Source organism: Alteromonas sp. 5E99-2 (assembly GCF_017368475.1).
GTDB lineage: Bacteria > Pseudomonadota > Gammaproteobacteria > Enterobacterales > Alteromonadaceae > Alteromonas_F.
Map to the genome: position 1 here is coordinate 76315 of NZ_JAFNJE010000011.1, position 25445 is coordinate 101759.

Genomic DNA, 25445 nt, shown 5'->3' on the forward strand with positions numbered 1-25445 from the left:
CTTTTTAAAATAGAAACAACTAGCTTTTTTGGGCGGCAACCCGCTCGACTTCTTTCCATACGCGAAGTACGTTACCGCTTAAAATCATTTTAATTTCCTTTTCACTATAACCACGGTTTATCAATCCTTGGACCAGATTTGGGAAAGTTGATACGTCTTTTAATCCAATGGGAAGCGTATCACCTACACCGTCAAAATCTGAACCAATGCCGATGTGTTCCACACCCACTAATTTTGCAACGTGATCAATATGGTCCAAGACATCGTTTAATGTACTAAAAGGGTAAGGATTCTGTTTTTTATAACTTTCCTCGAAGTTTTTCGCTTGTTCACTGTCTGCACCATTGGCATCAATAACCGCTTTTTCGGCAAAATTGTATTTAATTCGCCATGCTCGGGCTTCTTTAGTAACGAAGCTAGAGCCAAAGTTAATCATGATCACACCTTCTTTTGACGCTAAGGCTTTGATCATATCGTCGGTCATATTGCGTTCAAATTCAGGTGTAAACGTTCTCAATGACGAATGTGAGGCAATAACAGGGGCATGTGTACGTTCAATGACTTGAAAAAAGGCATCGTCTGACACATGGGAAATATCAATAATGATACCGATGTCATTCATGTGGCCTACAAGCTCTTTGCCAAAGGGGCTGAGTCCTTTCCATTGTCTACGTAAATCATAGGAAGAGTCACTAATATGGTTACTCTGTGAGTGTGCTAGCGTAATGTAGCGTATTCCTCTTTCGTAAAAGGCTTTAAGGTTCTCTATGCTACCTTGTATTGGCGATCCGTTTTCCATTCCCATGGGCAAAGAAATTAAGCCCTTTGAAAATTGCTCTTCTACATCGGCAACAGATTTGGCTATGGCAAATTTATCAGGTGCGCGATGAACAATGGATTCCACTGAATCAATAAGTTGGTGAGCTAGTTGGGTTGATTGGTCGGAATTGTCCAAACTCGCAGGTACGTAAATTGACATAAAGGGCGCGTTTAACCCACCAGATACTGCTCTGGGGTAATCAAAGTCACCCCCTTGGGTAGCTTTAGTGACGTCGACCCACTTTTTATGTACACGGTAAGGCACGTCTATGTGGCCATCCACAATAATGGTGTCTTGTGCAATGGCGTGTGCTTTATCTGAAATTTGTAGGGTTTGCGCACTGCTTGAAATTGATAATGTGAGTGCCGCTGCAAGTAAAGATTGAGTAAATATTCTATTCATAGTTATTGGTATTAAATTTTTTGTTGATTTTTCTCACCCTATCACCATATCAATATGAATTGAATGACATCACTAAAAATTTGCGTAATACTGAATGCCAAATTTTTAGAGTTAGACTTCTAATTTTTACAGTGGTGAACGATGTCATCTAAGCTCAGAACCACATAATATTAATAAAAAAGAGTATTCGATTTATGGCTATGAATTTCGTGCCGCTAGACAAAAAGAAACACAAAGACTTAAAAGTAACTTTAGACCGTAGTCTTCCTCACGCAAAAAGTTCGCACCTTTCTGCTGCGGGTATCAGAGAATACGCACAACTTAGTGCCTCTATGCCTATTATCTTTATAAAAGACCCACAAGACAATTACCGTTCTGTAGGTGTTTTGGGTATCGAACAAGACGTGAACTTATTCTTAGCCACCGAAAAATGGAAAGGCCCTTATGTGCCAATGAACGTACTGCGCTACCCATTTGATGTACGTCAAGACGGCGACAAACTAGGTGTATACATTGACGAAAACAGCGACTTGATCAAGAAAGATGAAGGCGAGCCTTTGTTTGATGGCGATAACGCGTCTGAATATTTGATGGAAAGACAAAAGTTTCTAACTGATTTAGCGAATAGCGAATTACAAACTAAAGCTTTTATTGATGTAATTACGGAATTAGATTTAGTTGAAGAAATTCAACTTTTAGTAGCTTACACCAATGGCGACAAGCGCAATGTAACGGGCATGTTCTCTATCAATGAAAAGAAACTACTAGATCTTGATGATGCTAAAGTCATTGAGCTTCATAAGAAAGGCTATTTAGGCGCTTGTTATTCCCTTATGCTTTCTTTGGGTCAGTTGTCTCGTTTGGTTGAATTATCAAATGATACTGAAAACCCAATTCAAGCGTTACAAATTCAACGTCCTTCAGAAGAACAAAAAACGGCATAGTCGTTAGTTTCTTTTAAAAGCCAGCTTTTACAGCTGGCTTTTTTTGTATAGAAAACTCGAAAACACAGTAAAACACTAATAAATTGGCGTTACAGGCGACTAATTTCAAACTAGTTATACAATTCTCAAACACTTAAAGTCATACAATTTTCTAATAAAGCCTCATCAAATCAGCCACTTCACTAGCTTGCATTTTAATTTGTTCGAAATCCTGTCATTAAGGTGGCAATTTTATCCCATATTTGCCTTGACGTGGCACATAGGGGTAACTAAACTGACAAAAGTGGGTAAAAGTGGTGAATAGTGGATAATAATAGTCTTCTATTACAGAACAGAACTCAAAAATAAGAAAAACAGCATTATACAAAAAAGGCTAGGGGAATGTTCCGCGGCGCTAACGCAATCAACTTAGACAGCAAAGGGCGGCTGGCAATACCTACAAAGTATCGCCGGGCGCTTGTCGATGATTGCGCAGGACAACTGGTCTGTACGATAGACACAAAACAAAGCTGTTTACTGCTTTACCCACTACATGAATGGGAAGAAATTGAGATGAAGTTACTCAAGCTCTCTACCATGATTGAACAAGAAAACCGACTACAACGTTTGCTTTTAGGTAACGCGACTGAAGGCGAAATGGATAAAACAGGTCGTATTAACCTTTCTCAACACCTTCTTCAATACGCTGGATTAGATAAACAAATTATGTTGGTTGGTAAACTCAATCGTTTTGAAATTTGGGATGCCAATACATGGTCTGCGCAAATCTCCGCGGATGTTGAAACAGAACGAGCTGGTGGGTTCGAACTCACTGAACGTCTACAGGATTTCTCATTATGAGTTTACCTGCCGATGCGCCAAACCCTCATACCTCTGTTCTTTTAAATGAATGTTTAGAAGGCTTAAACATTAAGCCTGATGGTATTTATGTCGATGCCACATTTGGTCGTGGTGGTCATAGCAAGCAAATATTGTCTCAGTTGGATTTAAATGGGCGCCTTATCGCTTTCGATCGAGACCCGCAAGCTATTGCTGTGGGTGAACAACTCATGTCGGAAGATGAGCGATTTACCATTATTCACAGTGCATTTGGTGACATGGACAGCGTACTCGATGAAATGGAGTTAACGGGCAAAATAGACGGTGTGTTAATGGATTTAGGTGTGTCTTCGCCCCAGTTGGATCAAGCTGAGCGAGGGTTTAGTTTTAACAAAGATGGTCCATTAGATATGCGTATGGACACTTCGAAAGGACTAAGTGCAGCCGAATGGTTAAACTCTGCTGATGAGCAAGATATCGCACAAGTTTTGAAAGAATTTGGTGAAGAAAAATTTGGTAAACGTATTGCACATCACATAGTGAATACGCGAGTGGAGAATCCGGTTTTACGTACGCTTCAGTTAGTCACGTTAATTGATGAAGCTCTTCCTGTAAAAGATAAGTTTAAACACCCAGCTACTCGTTCGTTTCAAGGTATTCGTATTTATATTAATGCAGAACTAGAGCAGCTTCGGGTAGGTTTAAAAGCGGCGACTCATGTACTGGCCACTTCAGGACGTATGGCGATTATTAGTTTTCATTCGCTAGAAGATCGAATGGTTAAGCGTTTTATGAAAGAACAAAGTAAAGGAAAGGTTTTCCCTCCAGGCTTTCCTGTTACGCAAGAAGAAATTGATAAAGACCGAATTTTGAATCTGGTTGGTAAAGCCATTAAGCCAACAAAAGACGAAATTGAAGTGAATACCCGCTCCCGAAGTGCAGTGCTGAGGGTGGCTGAGAAACGATGAGGCCAGCAGCGACAAACTTCAACCTCCTGCTCATTTTAGTGAGTGATTTATCCCGTCTAAAGCTACGGGTTTTGTTGTTTATAGCGGTAGTAACAAGCGCTATGGGGGTTATCCTGTCCACTCATCACAATCGCCAACAAATTATTGCCTTAGAACAACTCATGCGTGAAAAAGACGATCTTGACGTTGAGTGGCGTAATCTTGTACTCGAACAACGTGCACTGACTGAGCACAATCGCATTGAAACGCGAGTGCAAAAGCAATTGAATATGCATCGACCTTCTGTTGACGACGAAGTCGTCGTGAGGGTGAAATAATGGCCGGCGCAAAGCAGTTAGTAAAACCCATGCAGTTTCCTTGGCGATTCTGGGTGGTGTTGTCGGCAGTGAGTTTAGTTTTTGTGACTTTGGCTGTTCGTGCCGCTTATATTCAGGTCATTGCACCTGACCTGTTAGTTCAAGAAGGCGATAGCCGGACCATGCGAACCCGTAATATGCCCAGCTACAGAGGGCTTATTAAAGATCGAAATGGGGTAGAGCTAGCAGTCAGTGTTCCGGTTAGAGCCGTATGGGCAGATCCTAAAGTTATCCATGACCAAGGTGGATTACAGTATCACAGACGCTGGTTAGCCTTGGCTGATGTATTGGGTCGAGAAACCACTGACTTAATGGAGCGAGTTCAAGATCCCAATCGGCGTTTTGTCTATTTGCAGCGCCAAGTGTCCCCAACTATGGCGAACTATGTGGAACAGCTCGATATTCCCGGTATCCATTTGCGCAGTGAATCTAGACGATATTACCCAACAGGCGAAGTATCAGCGCAATTGATTGGTATTACTGATGTTGATGATAAAGGCATTGAAGGATTAGAAAGCTTATACAACGAATGGTTAACTGGCACGCCAGGCGTCAGAAAAATTCGCCGAGATGGCAAAGGTCGTCAAGTTGAAATCTTAGAAGTGAAAGAAGGCGAACAAGCCGGTGTATTAACCCTTACCATTGACCAGCGAGTGCAAGCATTAGCTTATAAAGCGGTTAAGGAAGCCACTGCCTATTACAAGGCCGATTCTGTGTCAGCCATTGTCGTTGACGTAGAAAGCGGTGACATTCTAGCCATGGCAAATAGCCCGTCATTTAATCCAAATGATCGACGCAATATCACTGCAAAATCGGCTCACCGCATGAGAAACAGAGTTATTACCGATGCCTTTGAACCGGGCTCTTCAATGAAGCCTATTGCGATTTTAGCAGCCCTTGAATTTGGTAACGTAGAGCCAAACGACACTATTGATACCTCTCCCGGCTGGATGCGGGTGAATGGAAGTTTGGTTCAAGACCCTCGAAATTACGGTGAACTGACTCTAGAACAAGTGATTCAGAAGTCTAGTAACATGGGCACATCTAGATTGGCCCTAGGGGTACCTAAAGACTTCCTACTGGATATTTACCACAATATGGGATTAATGGACGATACTGGCACCAACTTAACGGGTGAAAGTGCGGGTATTTTTAACGAACGTTCTCGTTGGTCCAAACTAGAGCTAGCAACACTTTCGTTTGGTTATGGTATTTCGGTTACGCCAGCTCAAATTGCTCGCATGTATACCACTTTGGCATCTGGTGGAATTAAGAAACCGTTGAATATCGTGAAAAACCAACAAGATGATTGGCAATCAGAACCAGAACGGGTGGTGAGTGAAAAAAACGCTAATGCCATTGTTGAAATGATGGAAAGCGTTACTCAAGAAGACGCTTCGGCTAGAGCTGCAGGCATTCCAGGATACCGTGTAGCAGGTAAAACAGGTACAAGCCGTAAAGCGATTGCTGGAGGTTATGGCGAAGAATACGTGAATATATTTGCTGGAATTGCGCCTGTTAGTGACCCTAAATTGGTCACTGTCGTCTTGATTAACGAACCCGGTGGTGATTTATATCACGCAAGTGAAACAGCAGCCCCTGTGTTTTCTGAAATTATGGGCGGCGCACTGCAGTTATTGAACATTGCACCTGATGATAGACGGGTTTCATCAACTTACGCCAAGCAAGGAGCGCAAAATGGTGGTGAGTGAGTTTGTTCAAAGTATTCGCCCCTTGATGGCAAAGTTTGCGATTGACGTGCCAGACATACGTATTCACGGTTTAACACTAGACAGCCGAAATGCGTCTAAACATATGGCTTTTGTTGCTGTGAAAGGACATAGCCAAGATGGCAGAGATTACATTCCTCAAGCTATAGAACTCGGTACGCCCGTTGTGTTTTCTCAAACTGAAGACAAAATTACCCATGGCAAAGTGGTGACTCAAGGCAATACACTGGTTGTGTCACTATTCGAATTGCCGGCTATTTTGTCTTCTATCGCAGGGGCATTTTATGATTATCCTGCGAATAAATTAATCACTATAGGTGTCACCGGAACTAACGGAAAAACCTCCACAGTCAACTTACTTTCTCAAAGTAAGTTGCTTTTAGGCTGTCGTCCTGCAGCAATTGGCACTTTGGGTAGCGGTGTGTATGAAGGGCTTGAAACCAGTTGGATAGCAACGGATAACGCCAATACCACGCCTGACGCAATTAATATGCAATATAGAGTTGCAGAGTTTGTTCAACAAGGTGTTACCCACTTAGCTTATGAAGCTTCTTCCCATGCGTTAGTGCAAAATAGAATTGCACAAATTAATACTAATGTTGCGGTTTTTACCAACTTATCTAGAGATCATCTCGATTACCATAGCGATATGGAAGATTACGCAGCGGCAAAACGCAGTTTACTTAATCAACCAGGGTTACAAGCCGCGGTTATCAACATTGATGACCCATACTCGGCTGATTGGGTAAGGGACGTTACTGAAAAACAATTGAAAGGTGTTGTGATTGGTGTTGGTACTGACATTGCCACAATTTCGCCAGAATTCAGCCATTGCATAGCCTCAAACGCCACGTACCATTGTGATGGATGTGAATTTACACTGCAATCGAGTTGGGGAAATGCTGTGATCCGTAGTGGATTAATGGGCGAATTTAATCTTTACAATTTGTTGTCGACCCTTGGTGTGCTCTTAGTGCAAGGCGAACGGTTTGACGACGTAGTGGCAATGATCCCAAAACTCAAACCTGTGCCAGGTAGAATGGAAGTGTTTGAATTTCGTAATCGCGCCAATATTGTTATTGATTATGCCCACACACCAGATGCATTAGACAAAGCGTTATTAGCATTGTCTCAACACGGGCAAACAAAGCCTTGGTGTATTTTTGGCTGCGGTGGCGATAGAGACAAGGGTAAACGGCCTGAAATGGCAAAAGTGGCGCAAGCTCATAGTAGTAATATCGTGGTCACCACTGATAATTCTCGAACTGAAGCACCAGAAGAAATAGAACAACATATTCGACAAGGATTTACTCACCCAGATATCGGTGTATCAAAACCAAGTAGAAAAGAAGCGATCCAATACTGCCTAGATAAGGCGAGTGAGGGCGATTTAATTCTATTGGCGGGTAAAGGCCATGAAACTTATCAAATTATCGACAATAACTACATCAATTATGACGAACGCGCTTACGTGATGCAGTTGCAAAAGGAGCTAGCACAATGATTGCTCAATCACTTAGTTGGGTTGCACAACAAGTTAACGGTGTTTTAACAGGGGAAGACCTGCAAATAAAACAAGTGAGCATAGATACACGAACGTTGGGCGATGGCGATTTGTATATTGCCATTACAGGCGACAACTTTAATGGTCATGATTTTGTTTTAAGCGCACAAAAAGCTGGAGCCGCTGCAGCCATTGTAAGTGAAGATCTTGATGTGGATTTCCCAACGATTAAGGTGGAAGACACTAAAGTCGCACTGGGATTATTGGGTAAAGCAGTAAAACAAGACGTCGCACCCAAAACTATTGCTATTACAGGTTCAAGTGGCAAAACCACAGTAAAAGAGATGTGCGCTTCAATATTAAAACGCAGAGGTGAAGTGCTTGCCACTGAAGGCAACTTTAACAACGATATCGGTGTGCCGCTAACCTTGTTGAATTTAGAGCCTAAACACGAATACGCCATTTTAGAATTAGGCGCGAATCACTTAGGCGAAATTGCTTACACAGTTGATCTTGTTAAGCCTAATGTCGCAACAATCGTTAACGCAGCGGCGTCTCACCTAGAAGGGTTTGGCAGTTTATTTGGTGTTGCTCGTGCTAAGAGTGAAATATTCAAAGGTTTAGGTAAAAATGACATCGCTATAGTGAATGCAGATAGTCAATTTGCAGACTTTTGGTTGGGTAAACTAAAGCGTCAAAAAGTAAAACAATTTTCTTCGACGGGTAAAAACGGTACGACGGATTTTTACGCCAAAGATGCCATCATTAACTTAGATGGCTGTGCTGAGTTTATTCTGTGTACGCCCATTGGCGAAATTGATGTGAACTTATGTTTACCAGGTACTCATAACGTAGGGAATGCATTGTTAGCAGCCGCCTTAGCTATTGAAGTCGGAGCGTCTTTAGAGGACGTTCGCGATGGATTAGCGAGTATGGAACAGGTGCACGGAAGGTTAAATGTAAAGCAACTGGGGCCGAACGTACGGCTACTCGATGACAGTTACAACGCCAATGTTGCATCAGTAAATGCGGCAATTGATTTGCTCGCGAGTTTTTCTGGCCGTCGAGTTTTAGTCCTTGGTGATATGGCTGAGCTAGGCGAAAAGTCGAAACATTACCATGAACAAGTGGGCCGTTACGCTTATGAAAACGGTGTAGATACCTTATATACCATGGGTAAATTGAGTCAGCATGCTTCAGAGGGGTTTGGAGAAGGAGCGATCCACCATTCTCAATTAGACGACTTAATGCAGTCTTTGCAGGCGGGGCTTGCCGCAGAATATCGCGATGTCACCATACTTGTAAAAGGGTCTCGAAGTTCAAAAATGGAAGTGGTTGTAAAAGCCATCGAGGAGTCGAGCCTGGGAAAGCGTGATCGCCGTCGGGAGCGCTTAGCATGTTAATGTTGTTGGCCGATTGGCTAGCTCAATATGAGCCAGGGTTTAACGTATTTAGTTATCTTACTCTAAGATCAATACTGAGCACCTTGACGGCGTTACTCATCGCAATTTTAGTGGGCCCTGTAATGATTCGTTTTTTACAGCGTTTGCAGATAGGCCAAACCATAAGAGACGATGGTCCAGAAAGTCATCTAGCTAAATCAGGCACACCAACTATGGGTGGTGTACTCATTTTAATTGCTATCGTTTTTAGCACCTTGCTTTGGGCCGACCTAACCAACCATTATGTGTGGGTAACATTGTTTGTTACCGTGAGTTATGGGGTGATTGGTTTCGTTGACGATTACCGAAAGGTCATCCGCAAAGATTCAAAAGGCCTTATTGCTAGATGGAAGTATTTTTGGTTGTCTGTAGTCGCTATTGCGGTGTCTTTCTATCTTTATCAATCAGCTAGTTTAGAAGCGGAAACCGCTTTATTGGTGCCGTTTTTTAAAGAAGTTATGCCACAACTCGGGCTTTTCTACATGGTGGTGGTGTACTTTGCCTTAGTGGGAACCAGTAACGCGGTTAACTTAACCGATGGCCTTGATGGCTTAGCTATTGTCCCAACCATTTTGGTTGCGGGAGCCTTTGCCATTTTTGCTTATGTAACCGGTAACCTAAATTTTTCTGAATACCTCAATATTCCACATATCGAATTTACTAGTGAGTTAACGGTTGTTTGCACTGCCATGGTGGGTGCAGGCTTGGGCTTTCTATGGTTCAACACATACCCAGCGCAAGTATTTATGGGCGATGTAGGCTCATTAGCATTAGGTGGTGCCTTAGGTACACTGGCTGTACTAGTACGCCAAGAAATCGTGTTGATTATTATGGGCGGAGTGTTTGTTATGGAAACGCTTTCGGTAATTTTACAAGTGGGTTCGTTTAAATTACGAGGCAAGCGTATTTTTAAAATGGCACCCATTCATCATCATTTTGAGCTTATGGGCTGGCCAGAACCTCGTGTTATTGTACGGTTTTGGATAATCTCTCTTATTTTGGTTCTTGTGGGTTTAGCTACCCTGAAATTGCGATAGTGAATGACTATTATGACGTCGCAATCGCCTTCTCATTCTTCTATATGGAATTCGCTCAATAAAAAGCGAATTGTAGTTGTGGGCGGCGGTAAAACTGGACTTTCGGCAGTGCACTATCTTTATCAACAAGGAAGCCTAGTCTCACTTGTGGATGGGGACGAAACAAAACAACTAAATCCAGAGATTCAAGATTGCTTAGAAGATAGCTATTTTGGTAAAAACTGTGAAATCCCTTGGTCTCACATAGACGGTGTGGTGTTAAGCCCGGGTATTGCGCCAACAAACTTTTTGTTATCAGGTGCCCGGGAATTCAATATTCCTATCATTGGCGATATCGAATTGTTTGCATATGGAATGGTTGCGCGAAAAAAGAGCAAAAAAACACAAGTTCCTCTTGTTGGTATTACTGGCTCAAATGGTAAAACCACCGTTACCTTACTGGTTGAACATATCCTCAATAGTCAAGGAAAACGGGCTATTGCAGTAGGCAATGTAGGCGCGCCTGCATTGGATTTATTACTTTTACCGGATTGTGATTTCCCAGATTACATTGTTTTAGAGCTATCTAGTTTTCAATTGGAGATGACGGCATCTTTGAGTTTGGAAGTCGCTTGTTACTTAAACTTAAGTGAGGACCACTTAGATAGGCACAGTACACTTAAGCATTACAATAACGCCAAACAGCGTATATACAACAATGCAAAAAGCGCAGTCTACTGGCAAGACCAAACCTATACTCATCCTGAAAAACAATTTTCGATTAATAGCCGTATCAGTTTTTCTGTTAACGATAATACAGAGCACAGCAGCTGGAATCTAAACGCTAATAATGATGTATGTTATCAGAGTAATATTTTGTTAGCAGCATCAGACGTTCCTTTGTCAGGGTTACACAATATTCTAAATGTGCAGGCAGCCGCGGCAATTACACATGAATTGGGTGTGTCATTGAATGTCATCGCTGAAAGAGTGCAAACGTTTTTAGCACCGCCACATCGCTGTATTACCGTTGCTCGAAACAACAATATTCAATGGATAGATGATTCTAAAGCGACGAACCCCGGAGCGACTCTTGCAGCGTTAGAAGGCATTGGTCCGCTCGTAAAAGGTAAGCTGATTCTTATTGCTGGCGGCGATGCAAAAGGTGCTGATTTGTCTCTTTTAGCCCCAGCTATGAACCGTTATGTATCTATGGTGATCACTATAGGTAAAGACGCCGAGCTTTTCCAAGGTTTGGCTCCTGCACGGTTACAAGTTGATTCTTTGGATATCGCGGTCAAAATGGCCTTCGATATGGCGAAAAGTGGCGATATCGTGCTGTTGTCTCCAGCGTGTGCAAGCATTGATATGTTTGATAACTACGTTCACCGAGCGCAGGTATTTGTGGAAGCCATTCAACGGTGGGCTGCGTAATGGAGCAAACTATCCAACATAAAGTCTATGATAACGGACTCATTTACGCGTCTTTAGCGTTAATGGCTATTGGTTTAATTATGGTGACATCTGCGTCTATGCCAGTTGCTGACCGACTTTTCGATAACCCATTTCACTTTGCTATTCGCCATGGCGTATACCTTATTGCAGCAATAATTGCGGGTATGGTGTTTGTGCAAGTGCCAATGCACTTATGGCAACGACTGAACCCTTGGTTATTGTTGGTAGCTATATTGTCACTGCTGGCAGTGTTAGTTATTGGACACACTGTAAATGGCGCCAAGCGTTGGATATTGATTGCAGGTTTTACTGTGCAACCTGCTGAGATAGCTAAACTGTTTTTCTTTGCGTATTTAGCAGGTTATTTAGTACGTCGTTATGAAGAAGTCACCGAAAACTTAAAAGGCTTTATCAAGCCGCTCGTCGTCTTTTTCTTGTTAGCGTTACTACTGCTTTTACAACCGGATTTCGGTACTGTGGTGGTGATGTTTACCACCACTATCGGCTTACTGTTTTTAGCGGGTGCTAGACTTTGGCAGTTCTTTGCCTTGGTGTTTGTAGGTTTAATGGCCGTTGTTGCCCTTATCGTATTTGAAGAATATCGCCTACGACGAGTTACATCATTTTTAGACCCTTGGGCGGACCCCTTTGGTAGTGGGTATCAATTGACCCAATCACTAATGGCTTATGGTCGTGGTAGTGTGTTTGGTCAAGGGCTGGGGAATAGCTTGCAAAAATTGGAATTTTTACCTGAAGCACACACAGATTTCATCATGGCAATACTCGCAGAAGAACTAGGGTTTGTGGGTGTGATGGTTGTGTTACTGTTATTACTCTTTTTAGTTATTAAAGCGCTTCTTATCGGACAGCAGGCCATGGAGCAATCTCGTCCTTTCGAAAGTTATTTTGCTTACGCAATTGGCATTTGGTTTAGTTTTCAAACGGCAGTAAACGTAGGCGCAAGCGCAGGTATATTACCCACAAAAGGCTTAACCTTACCTCTTGTGAGTTCTGGCGGCTCTAGTTTGATTATTATGACCATAGCAGTTGCGGTGCTAATGCGCATAGATTTTGAATGTAAAGTAGAAGGTATTCAGGCCATTAGTAAAGGTTCGAACAAAGCCAAAAAGAACAAGCATAAAGCCAACTCTGAAAGCCAAGAAATACCACCAGAAGGAGTCGCTAATGCCTAGTGCAGTAATTATGGCGGGTGGTACCGGTGGACACATTTTTCCGGCTTTGGCCGTGGCTAAACAGTTAAAACAGCAGGGCTGGGACATTGTTTGGCTAGGTACGGCTGATAGAATGGAAGCCGAACTGGTTCCCAAACACGGTTTTCCAATTCACTTTTTACCGGTAAAAGGGCTTAGAGCAAAAGGTCTTATACATAAAATATCGGCTCTATTGGGCTTAGTGAAAAGTGTTTTCTCCGCTTTTAAACCTATCCGTCAATACAAGGCAGATGTTGTTATTGGTTTTGGTGGTTATCCGAGTTTTCCAGGCGCTGTGGCAGCAAAATTTCTGGGTAAGCCAGTTATTATTCATGAACAAAATGCAGTGGCTGGGCTGACTAATAAGTTGTTGGGGAAAGTTGCTTCACAGGTATTTTTGGGTTTCCCAAGTGCAGCCAGTGCTTTTAATAAAAAGGCTGGGCAACTCCATGTCGTAGGTAACCCAGTTCGTGAAGATATCGTTGAAAAGCACTATTTTGTTAACGAAAGCCAATCTGTGAATAATAGCCCAACAGAAGCGCAACCTCGTCCGTTTCGTTTATTGGTTATTGGTGGTAGTTTAGGGGCGAAAGTGCTCAATGAAACGCTTCCAGAATGTATTCAAAAATTGTCAACGGTTCATACTATTGATATTTGTCATCAGTGTGGAAAAGATAATGAGAGCGCAGTAAGTGCTTATTATCAAAATTGTACTGGGAATATCAATGTTGTTTCTTTCATTGAAGATATGGCCGGTGCCTATCAGTGGGCTGATGCGGTAGTATGCAGAGCCGGCGCACTAACCGTATCTGAAGTGGCGAAAGCCGGTATTACAGCGTGTTTTGTACCTTTACCTCATGCCGTTGATGATCACCAAACAAAAAATGCACAGTTTTTAGAACAAAAAGGCGCTGCTGTGGTCGTTCGACAATCTGAATTGGCATTGAAATTACCCGATTTGTTATCCTCATGGATTACACAACCCAGCCTTTGTGCCGAGATGGGAAAAGTAGCAAACCAGTGTTTACCTAGTGATGCGACCGAACAATTAGTCGCAGCATGCACGCAGTATATTAAGGAATAACCATGCCCGCAGATTTGAACTTTCAAAGTCCACAAATGCGCAAAGTCACTCGTATCTTTTTCATTGGTATCGGCGGTGCAGGTATGGGTGGAATAGCTGAAGTACTTTTAAATGAAGGCTATCAAATTGCAGGTTCTGATCTTGCCAAAAATGCGATGACAGAGCGTTTAGAGAATTTAGGCGCTGACATTATGGTTGGACATGCATTCGATAATCCTAAAAACGCTAACGTAGTGGTAGTGTCTAGTGCTATTGACGAAAGTAACCCTGAAATTTTATATGCCAAAGAGCATCGTATTCCCATTATTCGCAGGGCAGAAATGTTAGCTGAGTTGATGCGTTTTCGCTATGGCATTGCTGTTGCGGGGACTCATGGGAAAACCACGACTACCAGCTTAATTGCGACTATATTTGCTGAAGCAAACACCGATCCCACATTTGTTATTGGCGGTCTTTTAAATAGTGCGGGTACCAATGCAAAGCTGGGTAGTAGTCGTTATTTAATTGCTGAAGCTGATGAAAGCGATGCGTCGTTTTTACACCTTCAGCCTATGGTGTCAGTGGTGACCAATATTGAAGCTGATCACATGGATACCTATGACGGTGACTTTTCAAAAATGGAAGATACCTTCATTGAGTTTTTGCACAACTTACCATTTTATGGTCATGCAGTGGTATGCGGTGACGACCCGGTTATTCAATCATTACGTAGTCGAATTGGCCGCAGTGTGACGACTTATGGGATCCATGCGGATAACGATTATCGTGCAGAAGCAGTGACTAGTCATTTTAATCAAACCCAGTTTATTGCTAAAAGGCAAGGTTATGATGACCTTTCTATTAGGTTGAATATGGTCGGTCATCACAATGTCTTAAATGCGCTTGCTGCGATAGCAGTGGCCACAGAAGAAGGGCTTGCAGACTCTGCCATTTTATCTGCCCTTCAAGGGTTTGGTGGAATTGGGCGTCGTTTCGATGTGACGTCTGGTGTTCCATGTAAACAAGGTGAATTTACCCTAGTTGATGATTATGGGCATCACCCTACAGAAGTAAAAGCAACGTTAAGCGCGGCGCGGACAAATTGGCCAGACAATAAAATCGTCATGATTTATCAACCTCATCGCTATACTCGTACTCGAGATTTGTACGAAGATTTTGTCGATGTGTTGTCAGGTGTTGACGCGCTGCTAATGCTCGACGTTTACGCTGCCAGTGAGCACCCGATTGATGGCGCAGACAGTAAATCTCTGTGCCGTTCTATTCGTCAACGAGGAGACGTAGAGCCTGTGTATGTAGGAAGTATTTCAAAGTTAGATGGAATTTTAGACAATATTGTTGGTAACGGTGATATTGTAATGGCGCAAGGGGCTGGAAACGTCAGTCAAATTGCAAAATTACTGGTTAATAGAAAGTTAGATATGCAAAGAGATAGTCAATGAACTTGGGTAAAGTAGCCGTATTAATGGGCGGTGCATCGGCAGAACGTGAAGTTTCGCTAAAGTCTGGCGAAGCTGTTTTAAAGGCATTGCTTTCCCGTGGAGTAGATGCATTTAAATTCGATCCGATAGATTCGCCATTACACACCTTGTCAGAACTCAACGTTGATCGAGTCGTGATCATGTTACATGGCCGTGGTGGTGAGGATGGAACGATTCAAGGCGCGTTAGAGTTTATGAATATCCCGTACACAGGCAGTGGTGTTTTAGGGTCAGCATTGGCTATGGATAAAATTCATACTAAACAAATTTGGCAAACCTGTGGTTTACCCACTGCAAACTATCGTGTAGCAGACAAATCATCCTTTGACCCTACTAGCTGTAAGGCTATAATGGACGAAATGAGTGGCACGGTAATGGTTAAGCCTGCTCGAGAAGGCTCGAGTATTGGTATGGCCAAAGTGAGCAGTGCAAATGCACTTGCCCAAGCCGTGAAAACTGCTTTTGAGTATGACAACCAAGTGTTAATTGAACAATATATCGAGGGTGATGAATTTACCATTGGTATCTTGCAGGATAACGCGTTACCGTCAATTCGTATGTCTACGCCTAATATATTTTATGACTACGCTGCAAAATACCAAGATAGAACTACAGAGTACTTTTGTCCTGCAGGGTTGAGTGAACAAGAAGAGCGAGATTTACGAGCTTTAGCAGAGCGTGCATTTAGTGTGTTGTCCGCATCGGGCTGGGGGCGTATTGATGCAATGCGAGGTGCCAACGGGCAGTTTTATTTGCTAGAGCTCAATACGATACCTGGCATGACTGCAACGAGTTTAGTACCCAAAGCTGCTAAAGTCGCAGGAATGTCATTTGAACAGCTCGTTATGGATATAGCAGCGACTAGCTTTGATAAGAACTTTGCTGTGCCCAAAGAGGTGCGCTAGTGAAACTAATTAAACGACCAGAAAGCCTTAGTGGTTTTATTTTTTTTGTTCTGGTTGTTGCTGGGTTGTCTTATTTCGGTTTCGTAATTCGAGACTATTTGAAAGATGAACAACAGTCCCCGGTACAGGTGATCGAGTTTAGTGGCCAGTTTGAATATTTAAATTTAGGTAAGTTGGAAAGGGTAATCCGCACTGAGCAACCGGGAAGCTTTTTTGAACTAGATGTAAATCAAGTGCATCAACTAATAGAACAGCAACCTTGGGTGTATCGGGCGTCCATTAGAAAGCAATGGCCCCATACCTTACAGATTTATTTAGTTGAACAAACACCCGTGGCCACCTGGAATGGTGATATGGTACTTAATCAGTATGGCGAGACATTTAACGTGGATTCGTCATTATTAGAGTTACCAACCTTGTTTGGCCCTGGAGGAAGTGAAATTACGGCGCTTGAAGGGTTCCATGCGATGGAGTTATTGCTTAGCTCAAGTGGCTTAACAATTAAAGAGTTATCGCTAAGTGAACGTTTTGCTTGGCGCATACAATTGAATAACGGCATTGACCTGAATTTAGGAAGACAAGAATTCATGGACAGGCTACAACGATTTGTCGATGTTTACCCTTTATTGATAACCGAGGGAAAGCCAATCGATTATGTAGATTTGCGCTACGATACCGGTTTAGCAGTCGGGTGGCGAGACAATAATAAAGAGAACAATGAGAACCGAACGGATGTCTAAAACCCCAGAGCGCAATTTAATTGTTGGGCTTGATATTGGTACTACTTGCGTCAAAGCAGTAGTAGGAGAATTATTAGCCGACGATACCCTCAGTGTAGTGGGTGTTGGTACTCATCCATCTAAAGGCATGGATAAAGGGGGCGTTAACGACTTAAATCTGGTTGTAAAATCAGTACAAAGAGCCATTAATGAAATGGAATTGATGGCTGATTGTCGAGTTTCTTCGGTTTTTATGTCAGTCAGTGGTCGCCATGTTAAATGCCAAAATGAAAATGGCATGGTGCCTATTAATAATCAAGAAGTAACCCAAGACGACGTAGACAGCGTGGTACATGCCGCTCGTTCTGTGCCTATTGCTGCTGAAAGAAGATTGCTTCATGTATTGCCACAAGAGTTCACCATAGATGTGCAAGAAGGAATTAAAAATCCAATTGGTATGTCTGGAGTGCGGATGGAAGCCGATGCGCATATTATTACTTGCGCAGATGATATGGCAAAAAACCTAGTTAAATGTGTTGAGCGGTGTGAATTAAACGCTGATCACCTAATCTTTTCTGCGTTAGCGTCGTCATATGCTGTTTTAACCGATGATGAACGAGAATTAGGTGTGTGTGTTGTTGATATCGGTGGTGGCACTATTGATATGGTAATATATACTGATGGAGCAATTCGCCACACAGCGGTTATTCCCGTTGCAGGTAATCAAATTACCAGTGACATTGCAAAAATATTCCGTACGCCTATTAGTAACGCAGAAGATATAAAAGTGAATTATGCATGCGCACTAAAAGATATGGTCAGCATGGAAGAAAATATTGAGGTACCCAGTGTAGGAGGCCGTCCGGCAAGGGCTATGTCTCGTCATACATTGGCTGAGGTCATTGAACCTCGTTACCAAGAACTGTTCGAACTCGTTCACGATGAAATACGCGGAAGTGGGTTTGAAGAGCAAATTGCTGCCGGATTAGTGCTAACCGGTGGCTCAGCGAAAATGGAAGGAGCGGTGGAATTTGCCGAAGAACTCTTTCAAATGCCCGTCAGAGTCGGTCAACCGTTAGAAATTAAAGGTTTATCGGAATATGTTGACGATGCAGGTTTCGCTACGGCCATAGGCTTGTTACAGTATGGCAAACAACAAAATATAAATAACAAGACTGGTTCAACAAAAACCAGCGACTCACTTTTAAGCCGGATACAAAGCTGGTTTAAAGGCGAATTTTAATTTATAGGGGCGTTAAACGAACAAATAATGGTCGGTAGGGAAGCATAAAGGCCAAGGCTTATTTGAACGTAGCGCGAAATGAAAGACGTACAGTTCCGGAGAGTTAGTATGTTTGAGTTAATGGAAAGTCACGGCGAAGAAGCCGTAATTAAAGTTATTGGTGTTGGTGGCGGTGGTGGTAATGCCGTTGAACACATGGTTTCTCAAAGTATTGAAGGTGTAGAGTTTATTACCGTTAATACTGATGCACAGGCGCTTAGGCGTTCAAGTGCAAACGTCACCTTGCAAATTGGGTCTAACGTAACCAAAGGGCTTGGTGCAGGTGCCGATCCCAACCGCGGTCGAGAAGCTGCGCAAGAAGACAGAGAAACTATCCGTCAATCTCTTGAAGGGGCAGACATGGTCTTTATCACAGCCGGCATGGGCGGTGGTACAGGTACAGGTGCAGCACCCGAAGTCGCTAAAATTGCAAGAGAGATGGGTGTACTAACGGTTGCAGTAGTTACAAAACCGTTTCCTTTCGAAGGAAAAAAGCGCACTGAATTTGCGAATCAAGGCATAGAAGAACTGTCTAACCATGTAGATTCTCTTATTACGATACCAAACGAAAAATTACTAAAAGTAATGGGCCCAGGTACGCCTTTATTGCAAGCGTTTAGCTCTGCAAACGACGTACTACGCGGTGCGGTGCAAGGTATTGCTGAACTTATTACTCGCCCAGGTTTAATTAACGTGGATTTCGCCGATGTGAAAACCGTTATGTCTGAAATGGGTACAGCCATGATGGGAAGTGGCTCAGCAACAGGCGAAGACCGTGCAGAAGAAGCATCAGAAGCGGCTATTGCATGTCCACTTCTTGAAGATATCGATTTATCTGGTGCGCGAGGTATTCTAGTGAATATTACTGCGGGTCCAGACTTCGCAATTGATGAGTTTGAAACTGTTGGTAATGCAGTAAAAGCATTCGCATCTGAAAATGCCACTGTTGTTGTGGGAACTGTTATCGATATGGAGATGTCTGAAGAGTTACGTGTCACTGTTGTAGCAACAGGAATTGGCGCAGAACGCAAACCAGATATTTCTTTAGTAAGCTCTGAAGGTGCTCGCTTATCGGCAACAGCAAGAGAATTCCAGCCAGCTGGAGAGGCTCGACCTATGACCGAAGGTAACCAAGCATTAAAAGCTGAAGAGCTAGAGCAACCTAAAGACGATTTGGATTATTTAGATATTCCGGCATTTTTACGAAAGCAAGCTGACTAATTTCCGTTCTTATAAGAATAGGAAAGGTTAATTAAGGGTTTTATTACACTTTTTTGACATGTTAGTGAATGTTCACTATAATGCGCGCCCAGTTTTAAGGTAAGGCTGCTTTAGACGTTATGATCAGACAACGCACAATTAAACATTCGGTACAAGAAACAGGTATCGGACTGCATAAAGGTGAAAAGGTCACTATGACTCTCCGGCCAGCCCCTGCGAATACAGGAATTGTATTTCGTCGGGTTGATCTTGAACCTTATGCCGACATTCCTGCCCGCGCTAATGCCGTGGGCGACACTATGTTGTGTACTTGCATAAGCAACGAAGACGGTGCCACTATCAATACGGTAGAGCATCTCGCTTCAGCTATGGCGGGGTTAGGAATTGATAACCTTATTGTGGAAGTAAATAGCAATGAACTGCCTATTATGGATGGCAGTGCCAGTCCATTTATTTTCTTGCTTCAAAGTGCGGGAATTGAAGAACTCAGCGCACCTAAGCGTTTTATTCGACTGAACAAAACAGTGCGAGTTGAAGAGGGTGATAAATGGGCAGAACTTCGTCCTTTCGAAGGATTTAGGGTTAACTTTGCTATCGATTTTGATCACCCAGCTATCAAGCAAACTCGTCAACATATGGTTATAGACTTCAGTACCGCGTCGTATATTGAAGAAATTAGCCGTGCTAGAACCTTCGGTTTTATGCGAGATTTAGAATACATGAACGCTAACAACTTAGCGTTAGGTGGTTCTATGGAAAATGCGGTTGCACTAGACGAATACCGAGTTTTGAATCCTGAAGGGCTTCGTTACGATGATGAATTCCTTAAACACAAAATTCTTGATGCTGTGGGCGACTTGTTTTTGGGTGGACACAGTATTATTGGTGAATTGTGTGCTTATAAAACAGGACACGGGCTCAACAATAAATTATTGAACGCGGTGTTAGCGAAAACAGATGCATGGGAATATGTGCAGTTTGATGACTCGCAAAATTCCCCAATACAATACGCAGACCCAGTGTTTGCTTAAAAAACCACCGAAAGGTGGTTTTTTTATGCTTCCTTTATAGGTATTAAGATTGAGTCGGATATCAGTCGCAGGTACACTAGAGCTGATATCAATTTTTAAAGGAAGGCAATGAAACTTACGTTGACATTGCAAGGCAAACACAGCAACTATTCTGGGCATTTTTCGCTCCGGCAGTTGATCAGTGCGCTTGTACTTTTGTCACTCATCTTTCTAGTTTCTAGCCGTTCAACTACCTCTACCCAAGAACAAATCGCACGAATTCAATTAGCTCAACAGGCAGTAACTGAAGAAAGTCAGGACGTGGCGAACTTACAAGCAAAAGTTGATAGCCAACTTGCTGTTTATGCGACGGAAATTAGCCAGTTGAAATTTACCTTGGCGCAATTAGAGAATACGAGTAATCAGCTTTCTAGCAAACTAGAAGTGGACTTTTCAAGCTCAGAAGAACACACCCATACCGTTAGCACTGCTGCGGTTATACCTATCCAAAATGAAATAGACGCACTGAAAGAACAAACAGTAAATAAACAAAGACAACTATCAATACTTGAAAAAGTATATCTTGGTCACCATTTAGAAGAACAGGTTCAGTTATCTGGCCGACCTGTTGAGTGGGGGTGGCTGACATCATCTTATGGTTTAAGAAAAGATCCCTTTACTGGTAAAGAAGCCATGCACAAAGGTGTGGATTTTGCGGGTAAAGACGAAGGAAACGTAATCTCTACCGGGGCAGGTATCGTGTCTTGGGCAGGTGAAAGACATGGTTATGGTCTGCTAGTGGAAGTGGATCATGGCAACGGATTAGTAACAAGATACGGACATAATAGTGAGTTAAATGTTCGGGTTGGTGACGTAGTTACCAAAGGTGATACTCTCGCGGCAATGGGGAACACAGGACGCTCAACTGGAGTGCATGTTCATTACGAAGTATTAAAGAACGGTAAGCAGGTCGATCCTCTTGCCTATATTAAATAAACGTTGAACCCATCAAACATCAATATGCAATAAAGTAGTGGATTAAATTAGCAATGTTCTCAAGCATACTTAATAAAATATTTGGCAGTCGTAACGACCGTTTACTAAAAACTCTAAGAAAAGACGTAGTCGCGATTAATGCTCTAGAAGAGGACTTCGAAAAGCTTGATGACGAACAACTTAAAGCTAAAACCGCAGAATTTAAAGCTGCGCTGAGTGAAGGTAAAACCTTAGACGATATTTTGATACCTGCATTTGCTACTGTGCGTGAAGCCAGTAAGCGAGTGTTTGGTATGCGCCACTTTGACGTGCAAATGCTAGGTGGACAAGTATTACACCAAGGCAAAATTTCTGAGATGCGAACTGGTGAAGGTAAAACTCTTACCTCGACTTTACCTACTTACCTTAATGCAATTTCAGGTAAAGGTGTGCATGTTATAACGGTAAACGATTACCTAGCGAAACGGGATGCTGATTGGAGTCGCCCGTTATTCGAATTTTTAGGATTAACCGTTGGTTGTAACATTCCAGGGCTTATGCCTGATCAGAAGAAAGCTGCCTATGAAGCTGATATCACCTACGGCACAAACAACGAATTTGGTTTTGATTACCTGCGCGATAATATGGCATTTAGCCCTGAGCAGCGGGTACAAAGAGCACTGAACTATGCGGTAATTGATGAGGTAGATTCCATTCTTATCGATGAAGCTAGAACACCGCTTATTATTTCTGGTGCTGCTGAAGACAACGCTCAGTTATATGTTGCTATTAATACCATTATCCCTGAATTGGAGCAGCAAGAACAAGAAGACGAAGAAGACAACTTTGGCGATGGTGATTTCACCATTGATGAGAAAGGCAAGCAAGTTCACCTTACCGAAAAAGGTCAAATACACGTAGAAGAAGTGTTAAAGAAAAACGGTGTATTACCCGAAGAAGAATCCTTATTTGCTGCTGCAAATATTTCTCTTTTACATCACGTTAATGCTGCTTTAAGAGCACACAAGCTATATCAAAAAGACGTGGATTACATTGTTAAAGGCAGTGAAGTCATTATTGTTGATGAGCACACCGGTAGAACAATGGAAGGGCGCCGTTGGTCAGAAGGTTTACACCAAGCCGTAGAAGCCAAAGAAGGCGTGAAAATTCAAAATGAAAACCAAACATTAGCGTCGATTACCTTTCAAAATTACTTCCGTTTATATGAAAAACTAGGCGGCATGACAGGTACAGCTGATACCGAAGCCTTTGAATTCAACCATATCTATAGCTTGGAAACCGTAGTTATTCCTACGAATAAGCCTATGGTTCGTAAAGATATGGCAGATTTGATTTATTTAACAGCGGAAGAAAAATACGACGCCATTGTTGAAGATATTAAAGAATGTTCTGGCCGAGGCCAGCCTATCTTAGTAGGTACGGTATCAATAGAAAACTCAGAGTTGCTTTCAAGTGTGCTTAAGAAAGCGAAAATTCCTCATAAAGTATTGAATGCTAAGTTCCATGAACAAGAAGCCGACATTGTTGCTCAAGCTGGCCGTCCAGGTGCGGTAACAATTGCCACTAACATGGCGGGTCGTGGAACTGATATTGTTTTAGGCGGGAATTGGCAAGCAGAAGTAGAAGCAATTAACGACCCTAAACCTGAAACAGTTGAACGCATTAAAAACGAATGGAAAGAGCGTCATGCACAAGTACTAGATGCGGGCGGTTTACATATTATTGGTACGGAAAGACACGAATCACGTCGAATTGATAACCAATTACGAGGTCGTTCTGGCCGTCAAGGAGATAAAGGCTCATCTCGTTTCTATTTGTCTTTAGACGATGCTCTGATGCGCATTTTTGCTTCTGAAAAAATGGGTAATATGATGAAGCGCTTAGGCATGGAAAAAGGCGAAGCTATTGAGCACCCTTGGGTCACTCGTGCAATTGAAAATGCCCAGCGTAAAGTGGAAGGCCGAAACTTCGACATACGTAAACAGCTACTTGAATACGATGATGTAGCCAATGACCAACGTAAAGTTATTTACGAGCAACGCAACGAATTGCTTGATGAAGGTGATATTGGCGAAACCATTGATATCATCAGAGAAGATGTCTTAAACGGTGTGGTAGACGAATATATTCCTCCACAATCTTTAGAAGAAATGTGGGATATACCGGGCTTAGAAGATCGCTTAAAAGCCGACTTCGATGTTGCACTACCCGTTAAGCAATGGCTAGACGATGAAGACAAACTGTACGAAGAAAAAGTACGTGAGCGTATTTTAGAAAAAGTGATTGGCGCGTACAAAGAAAAAGAAGAGTTTGTCGGACCAGAAGTGCTAAGGCAGTTTGAAAAATCGGTCATGTTACAAAACCTAGATTCTCATTGGAAAGAGCATTTAGCGGCAATGGACCATTTGCGCCAAGGTATTCATTTACGTGGCTATGCACAGAAAAACCCTCAGCAAGAATACAAGCGCGAAAGCTTTGAGCTGTTTTCCGGCATGCTTGAAGGCTTAAAGGCTGAAGTTGTACGTATTTTAAGTAAGGTACAAGTGCGAGCTGAATCTGATGTGGCTGCGGTTGATGAACAAAGACGACAAGCTGACGATGTACCTAAAAACTACGAACACGAAGACGCACAACAAGCTGTGGCCACCAGTGCGCCAGCTGCACCAGCGGAAGCTCAAGGGGCTAAGCCAATGGTTAGAGAAGGTGCCAAAGTTGGCCGTAATGAGCTTTGTCCTTGTGGTTCTGGTAAGAAATACAAGCATTGCCACGGTAAACTGAGCTAGAACCCTTAATGTCTCATGTTAACGTTGCGGTAGGCGTTGTAGTAAAAGATCAGGCTGTATTCGTGTGTAAGCGTGCAGCCGACGCACACCAAGGTAATTTGTGGGAGTTTCCCGGTGGAAAAATTGAAGCTGGGGAAAGTCCTGAACAGGGACTCGCTCGTGAGTTGTTCGAAGAAATAGATATTCGAATTCAAGATGCTCAAGAGCTGATCACGTTAACCCATGATTACGGTGACAAACAGGTTCGTTTACACGTTTATAAAGTAGAGTCATTTACTGGCGAAGCCAAAGGAAAAGAAGGCCAGCCCAGTGAGTGGCGAGCCATTTCCCTTTTACAATACAACGACTTCCCAGCAGCCAATAAGCCGATTATCGACGGGCTCAAAAATTCCTAAGCCTTAAACCTCAAATTTATCAGAAGTGGCAAAAGCCACATTGTATTTATGGTAGGCCGCTTCATTTATAAAATGGGGATAAGTGGTTTCGCCTTCCCATAGTGAAACACCTCCACTTAGGGATACAAAAATGGGGTCGCCCTTATTCAACTGGGTAAAATCACTGTCTTGTAAATCAGAATGAATTGCCCAATCACGTAATTGATGTAAATCACTCACGTTTTCTGTGTTGTCAGGGTAGTAAACTGTACCAGTAAGGCGAAAGGCTTCTGTTTTAGCTAGAGTGTCAGCGCAATTGGGTTGTGCGTTGTATAATGCGCAATAGGCAAGAATATGGGTAGTAAGCTCAATAGTTTGGGCTGATATCTCTGCACGACACACACCTTGAGGTTGTGCGCCCACTTCAACCATGACCCCTCGTTTGCCTATAGTGCAAAGATAAGGGTGAGATGCAGGTGGTTGTTCATCTTCAACTAAAATAACCGCGCTGGGCATAGCTTGCTTTACATAACGGGCTAAACCAATATGGAAGTCATCAAGTTCCAATATAATTAAACATGGTCCCATGGCAGAGGTGGTATTGTGAATATCAATGACGAAGTCTGTTGTTGGTTCCTGCTTTGGACCCCATTTTTTATCGAATTCTCGTGCTCGTTTTGCTTCATAACAGGTGTTTGCTTCTGAATTCAAATTATCTAACGTAAATTGCCTGTTTAAATCTTCTTCAGTAAAACGGGTATTTTGAGTTACCGCGTTAGGGTTACCAATATCAAATTGTAAATTAATAGAGGGAAATTTATCCACAAGGCCTTGGCGTACTGTGTCGGTTAATACTGCCAAACCGCTCATTTCATTTCCGTGGGTACCGCCAACAATTAAACACTGATTAATTTTACTCACGTTAT

At 42.6% G+C, this 25445-nt stretch carries 22 protein-coding genes; 20 read left to right on the forward strand and 2 right to left on the reverse strand.

Translation table 11 applies throughout. From position 1 onward, the window contains the following. Positions 1–19: 19 nt before the first annotated feature. Positions 20–1222, reverse strand: coding sequence for a dipeptidase (locus J3L16_RS12050; RefSeq protein ID WP_207613231.1), 1203 nt, complete (start codon positions 1220–1222; stop codon positions 20–22). A 194-nt stretch (positions 1223–1416) separates the two neighbouring features. Here J3L16_RS12050 and J3L16_RS12055 point away from each other — a divergent pair, with 194 nt between their 5' ends. The 20 genes from J3L16_RS12055 to mutT all read left to right on the forward strand — a co-directional run bounded on the left by J3L16_RS12055 (position 1417) and on the right by mutT (position 24540). Beyond that, entirely contained in the window at positions 1417–2166 is a 750-nt protein-coding gene (locus J3L16_RS12055; protein ID WP_207613232.1) for a SapC family protein, read from the forward strand. A gap of 381 nt (positions 2167–2547) precedes the next feature. Further along, positions 2548–3006 carry a division/cell wall cluster transcriptional repressor MraZ gene (gene mraZ / locus J3L16_RS12060; RefSeq protein ID WP_207613233.1) on the forward strand — a complete coding sequence of 153 codons (459 nt, stop codon included), beginning with the start codon at positions 2548–2550 and terminating at the stop codon, positions 3004–3006. Beyond that, positions 3003–3953, forward strand: a complete 951-nt coding sequence (gene rsmH / locus J3L16_RS12065) for a 16S rRNA (cytosine(1402)-N(4))-methyltransferase RsmH (protein ID WP_207613234.1) — start codon at positions 3003–3005, stop codon at positions 3951–3953. The genes mraZ and rsmH overlap by 4 nt, the downstream gene beginning before the upstream one ends. Beyond that, positions 3950–4270: a cell division protein FtsL gene (gene ftsL / locus J3L16_RS12070; protein ID WP_207613235.1), complete on the forward strand. Its 321-nt coding sequence runs from the start codon at positions 3950–3952 to the stop codon at positions 4268–4270. The genes rsmH and ftsL overlap by 4 nt, the downstream gene beginning before the upstream one ends. Continuing rightward, positions 4270–6021, forward strand: coding sequence for a penicillin-binding transpeptidase domain-containing protein (locus J3L16_RS12075; protein WP_207613236.1), 1752 nt, complete (start codon positions 4270–4272; stop codon positions 6019–6021). Before ftsL ends, J3L16_RS12075 begins: the two co-directional genes overlap by 1 nt. Further along, positions 6008–7543, forward strand: a complete 1536-nt coding sequence (locus J3L16_RS12080; RefSeq protein WP_207613299.1) for a UDP-N-acetylmuramoyl-L-alanyl-D-glutamate--2,6-diaminopimelate ligase — start codon at positions 6008–6010, stop codon at positions 7541–7543. The genes J3L16_RS12075 and J3L16_RS12080 overlap by 14 nt, the downstream gene beginning before the upstream one ends. Continuing rightward, the gene (murF, locus tag J3L16_RS12085; RefSeq protein WP_207613237.1) at positions 7540–8946 is read left to right on the forward strand and encodes a UDP-N-acetylmuramoyl-tripeptide--D-alanyl-D-alanine ligase; all 1407 of its coding nucleotides are present in this window, start codon (positions 7540–7542) and stop codon (positions 8944–8946) included. Before J3L16_RS12080 ends, murF begins: the two co-directional genes overlap by 4 nt. After that, complete coding sequence (gene mraY, locus J3L16_RS12090) at positions 8940–10022, forward strand: phospho-N-acetylmuramoyl-pentapeptide-transferase (RefSeq protein WP_207613238.1); 1083 nt, start codon at positions 8940–8942, stop codon at positions 10020–10022. The genes murF and mraY overlap by 7 nt, the downstream gene beginning before the upstream one ends. 3 nt (positions 10023–10025) lie before the next feature. Then, positions 10026–11435 (forward strand): UDP-N-acetylmuramoyl-L-alanine--D-glutamate ligase, encoded by a 1410-nt coding sequence (gene murD / locus J3L16_RS12095; protein WP_207613239.1) that lies wholly within the window; start codon positions 10026–10028, stop codon positions 11433–11435. Further along, on the forward strand, positions 11435–12649 hold the full coding sequence (ftsW, locus tag J3L16_RS12100; protein WP_207613240.1) for a cell division protein FtsW: 1215 nt from the start codon (positions 11435–11437) through the stop codon (positions 12647–12649). The genes murD and ftsW overlap by 1 nt, the downstream gene beginning before the upstream one ends. Next, the gene (gene murG, locus J3L16_RS12105) at positions 12642–13751 is read left to right on the forward strand and encodes an undecaprenyldiphospho-muramoylpentapeptide beta-N-acetylglucosaminyltransferase (protein ID WP_207613241.1); all 1110 of its coding nucleotides are present in this window, start codon (positions 12642–12644) and stop codon (positions 13749–13751) included. The genes ftsW and murG overlap by 8 nt, the downstream gene beginning before the upstream one ends. Positions 13752–13753: 2 nt before the next feature. Then, entirely contained in the window at positions 13754–15190 is a 1437-nt protein-coding gene (gene murC, locus J3L16_RS12110; RefSeq protein ID WP_207613242.1) for a UDP-N-acetylmuramate--L-alanine ligase, read from the forward strand. Further along, complete coding sequence (locus tag J3L16_RS12115; RefSeq protein ID WP_207613243.1) at positions 15187–16134, forward strand: D-alanine--D-alanine ligase; 948 nt, start codon at positions 15187–15189, stop codon at positions 16132–16134. The genes murC and J3L16_RS12115 overlap by 4 nt, the downstream gene beginning before the upstream one ends. Next, positions 16134–16874, forward strand: coding sequence for a cell division protein FtsQ/DivIB (locus J3L16_RS12120; RefSeq protein ID WP_207613244.1), 741 nt, complete (start codon positions 16134–16136; stop codon positions 16872–16874). Before J3L16_RS12115 ends, J3L16_RS12120 begins: the two co-directional genes overlap by 1 nt. Then, positions 16867–18096: a cell division protein FtsA gene (gene ftsA, locus J3L16_RS12125; protein ID WP_207613300.1), complete on the forward strand. Its 1230-nt coding sequence runs from the start codon at positions 16867–16869 to the stop codon at positions 18094–18096. The genes J3L16_RS12120 and ftsA overlap by 8 nt, the downstream gene beginning before the upstream one ends. Positions 18097–18204: 108 nt before the next feature. Next, positions 18205–19356 (forward strand): cell division protein FtsZ, encoded by a 1152-nt coding sequence (gene ftsZ / locus J3L16_RS12130; protein ID WP_207613245.1) that lies wholly within the window; start codon positions 18205–18207, stop codon positions 19354–19356. 119 nt (positions 19357–19475) lie between these two features. Beyond that, complete coding sequence (gene lpxC / locus J3L16_RS12135) at positions 19476–20387, forward strand: UDP-3-O-acyl-N-acetylglucosamine deacetylase (RefSeq protein WP_207613246.1); 912 nt, start codon at positions 19476–19478, stop codon at positions 20385–20387. A gap of 108 nt (positions 20388–20495) precedes the next feature. Next, a complete protein-coding gene (locus J3L16_RS12140; RefSeq protein ID WP_207613247.1) occupies positions 20496–21362 on the forward strand; it encodes a M23 family metallopeptidase in 867 nt (288 codons plus the stop codon). Between the two features lie 53 nt (positions 21363–21415). After that, positions 21416–24145 (forward strand): preprotein translocase subunit SecA, encoded by a 2730-nt coding sequence (gene secA, locus J3L16_RS12145; RefSeq protein ID WP_207613248.1) that lies wholly within the window; start codon positions 21416–21418, stop codon positions 24143–24145. A gap of 8 nt (positions 24146–24153) precedes the next feature. Continuing rightward, positions 24154–24540: an 8-oxo-dGTP diphosphatase MutT gene (gene mutT, locus J3L16_RS12150; RefSeq protein WP_207613249.1), complete on the forward strand. Its 387-nt coding sequence runs from the start codon at positions 24154–24156 to the stop codon at positions 24538–24540. Between the two features lie 3 nt (positions 24541–24543). Here mutT and J3L16_RS12155 read toward each other — a convergent pair whose 3' ends face one another. Then, entirely contained in the window at positions 24544–25440 is an 897-nt protein-coding gene (locus tag J3L16_RS12155; RefSeq protein ID WP_347564663.1) for an aspartoacylase, read from the reverse strand. Positions 25441–25445 lie beyond the last annotated feature (5 nt).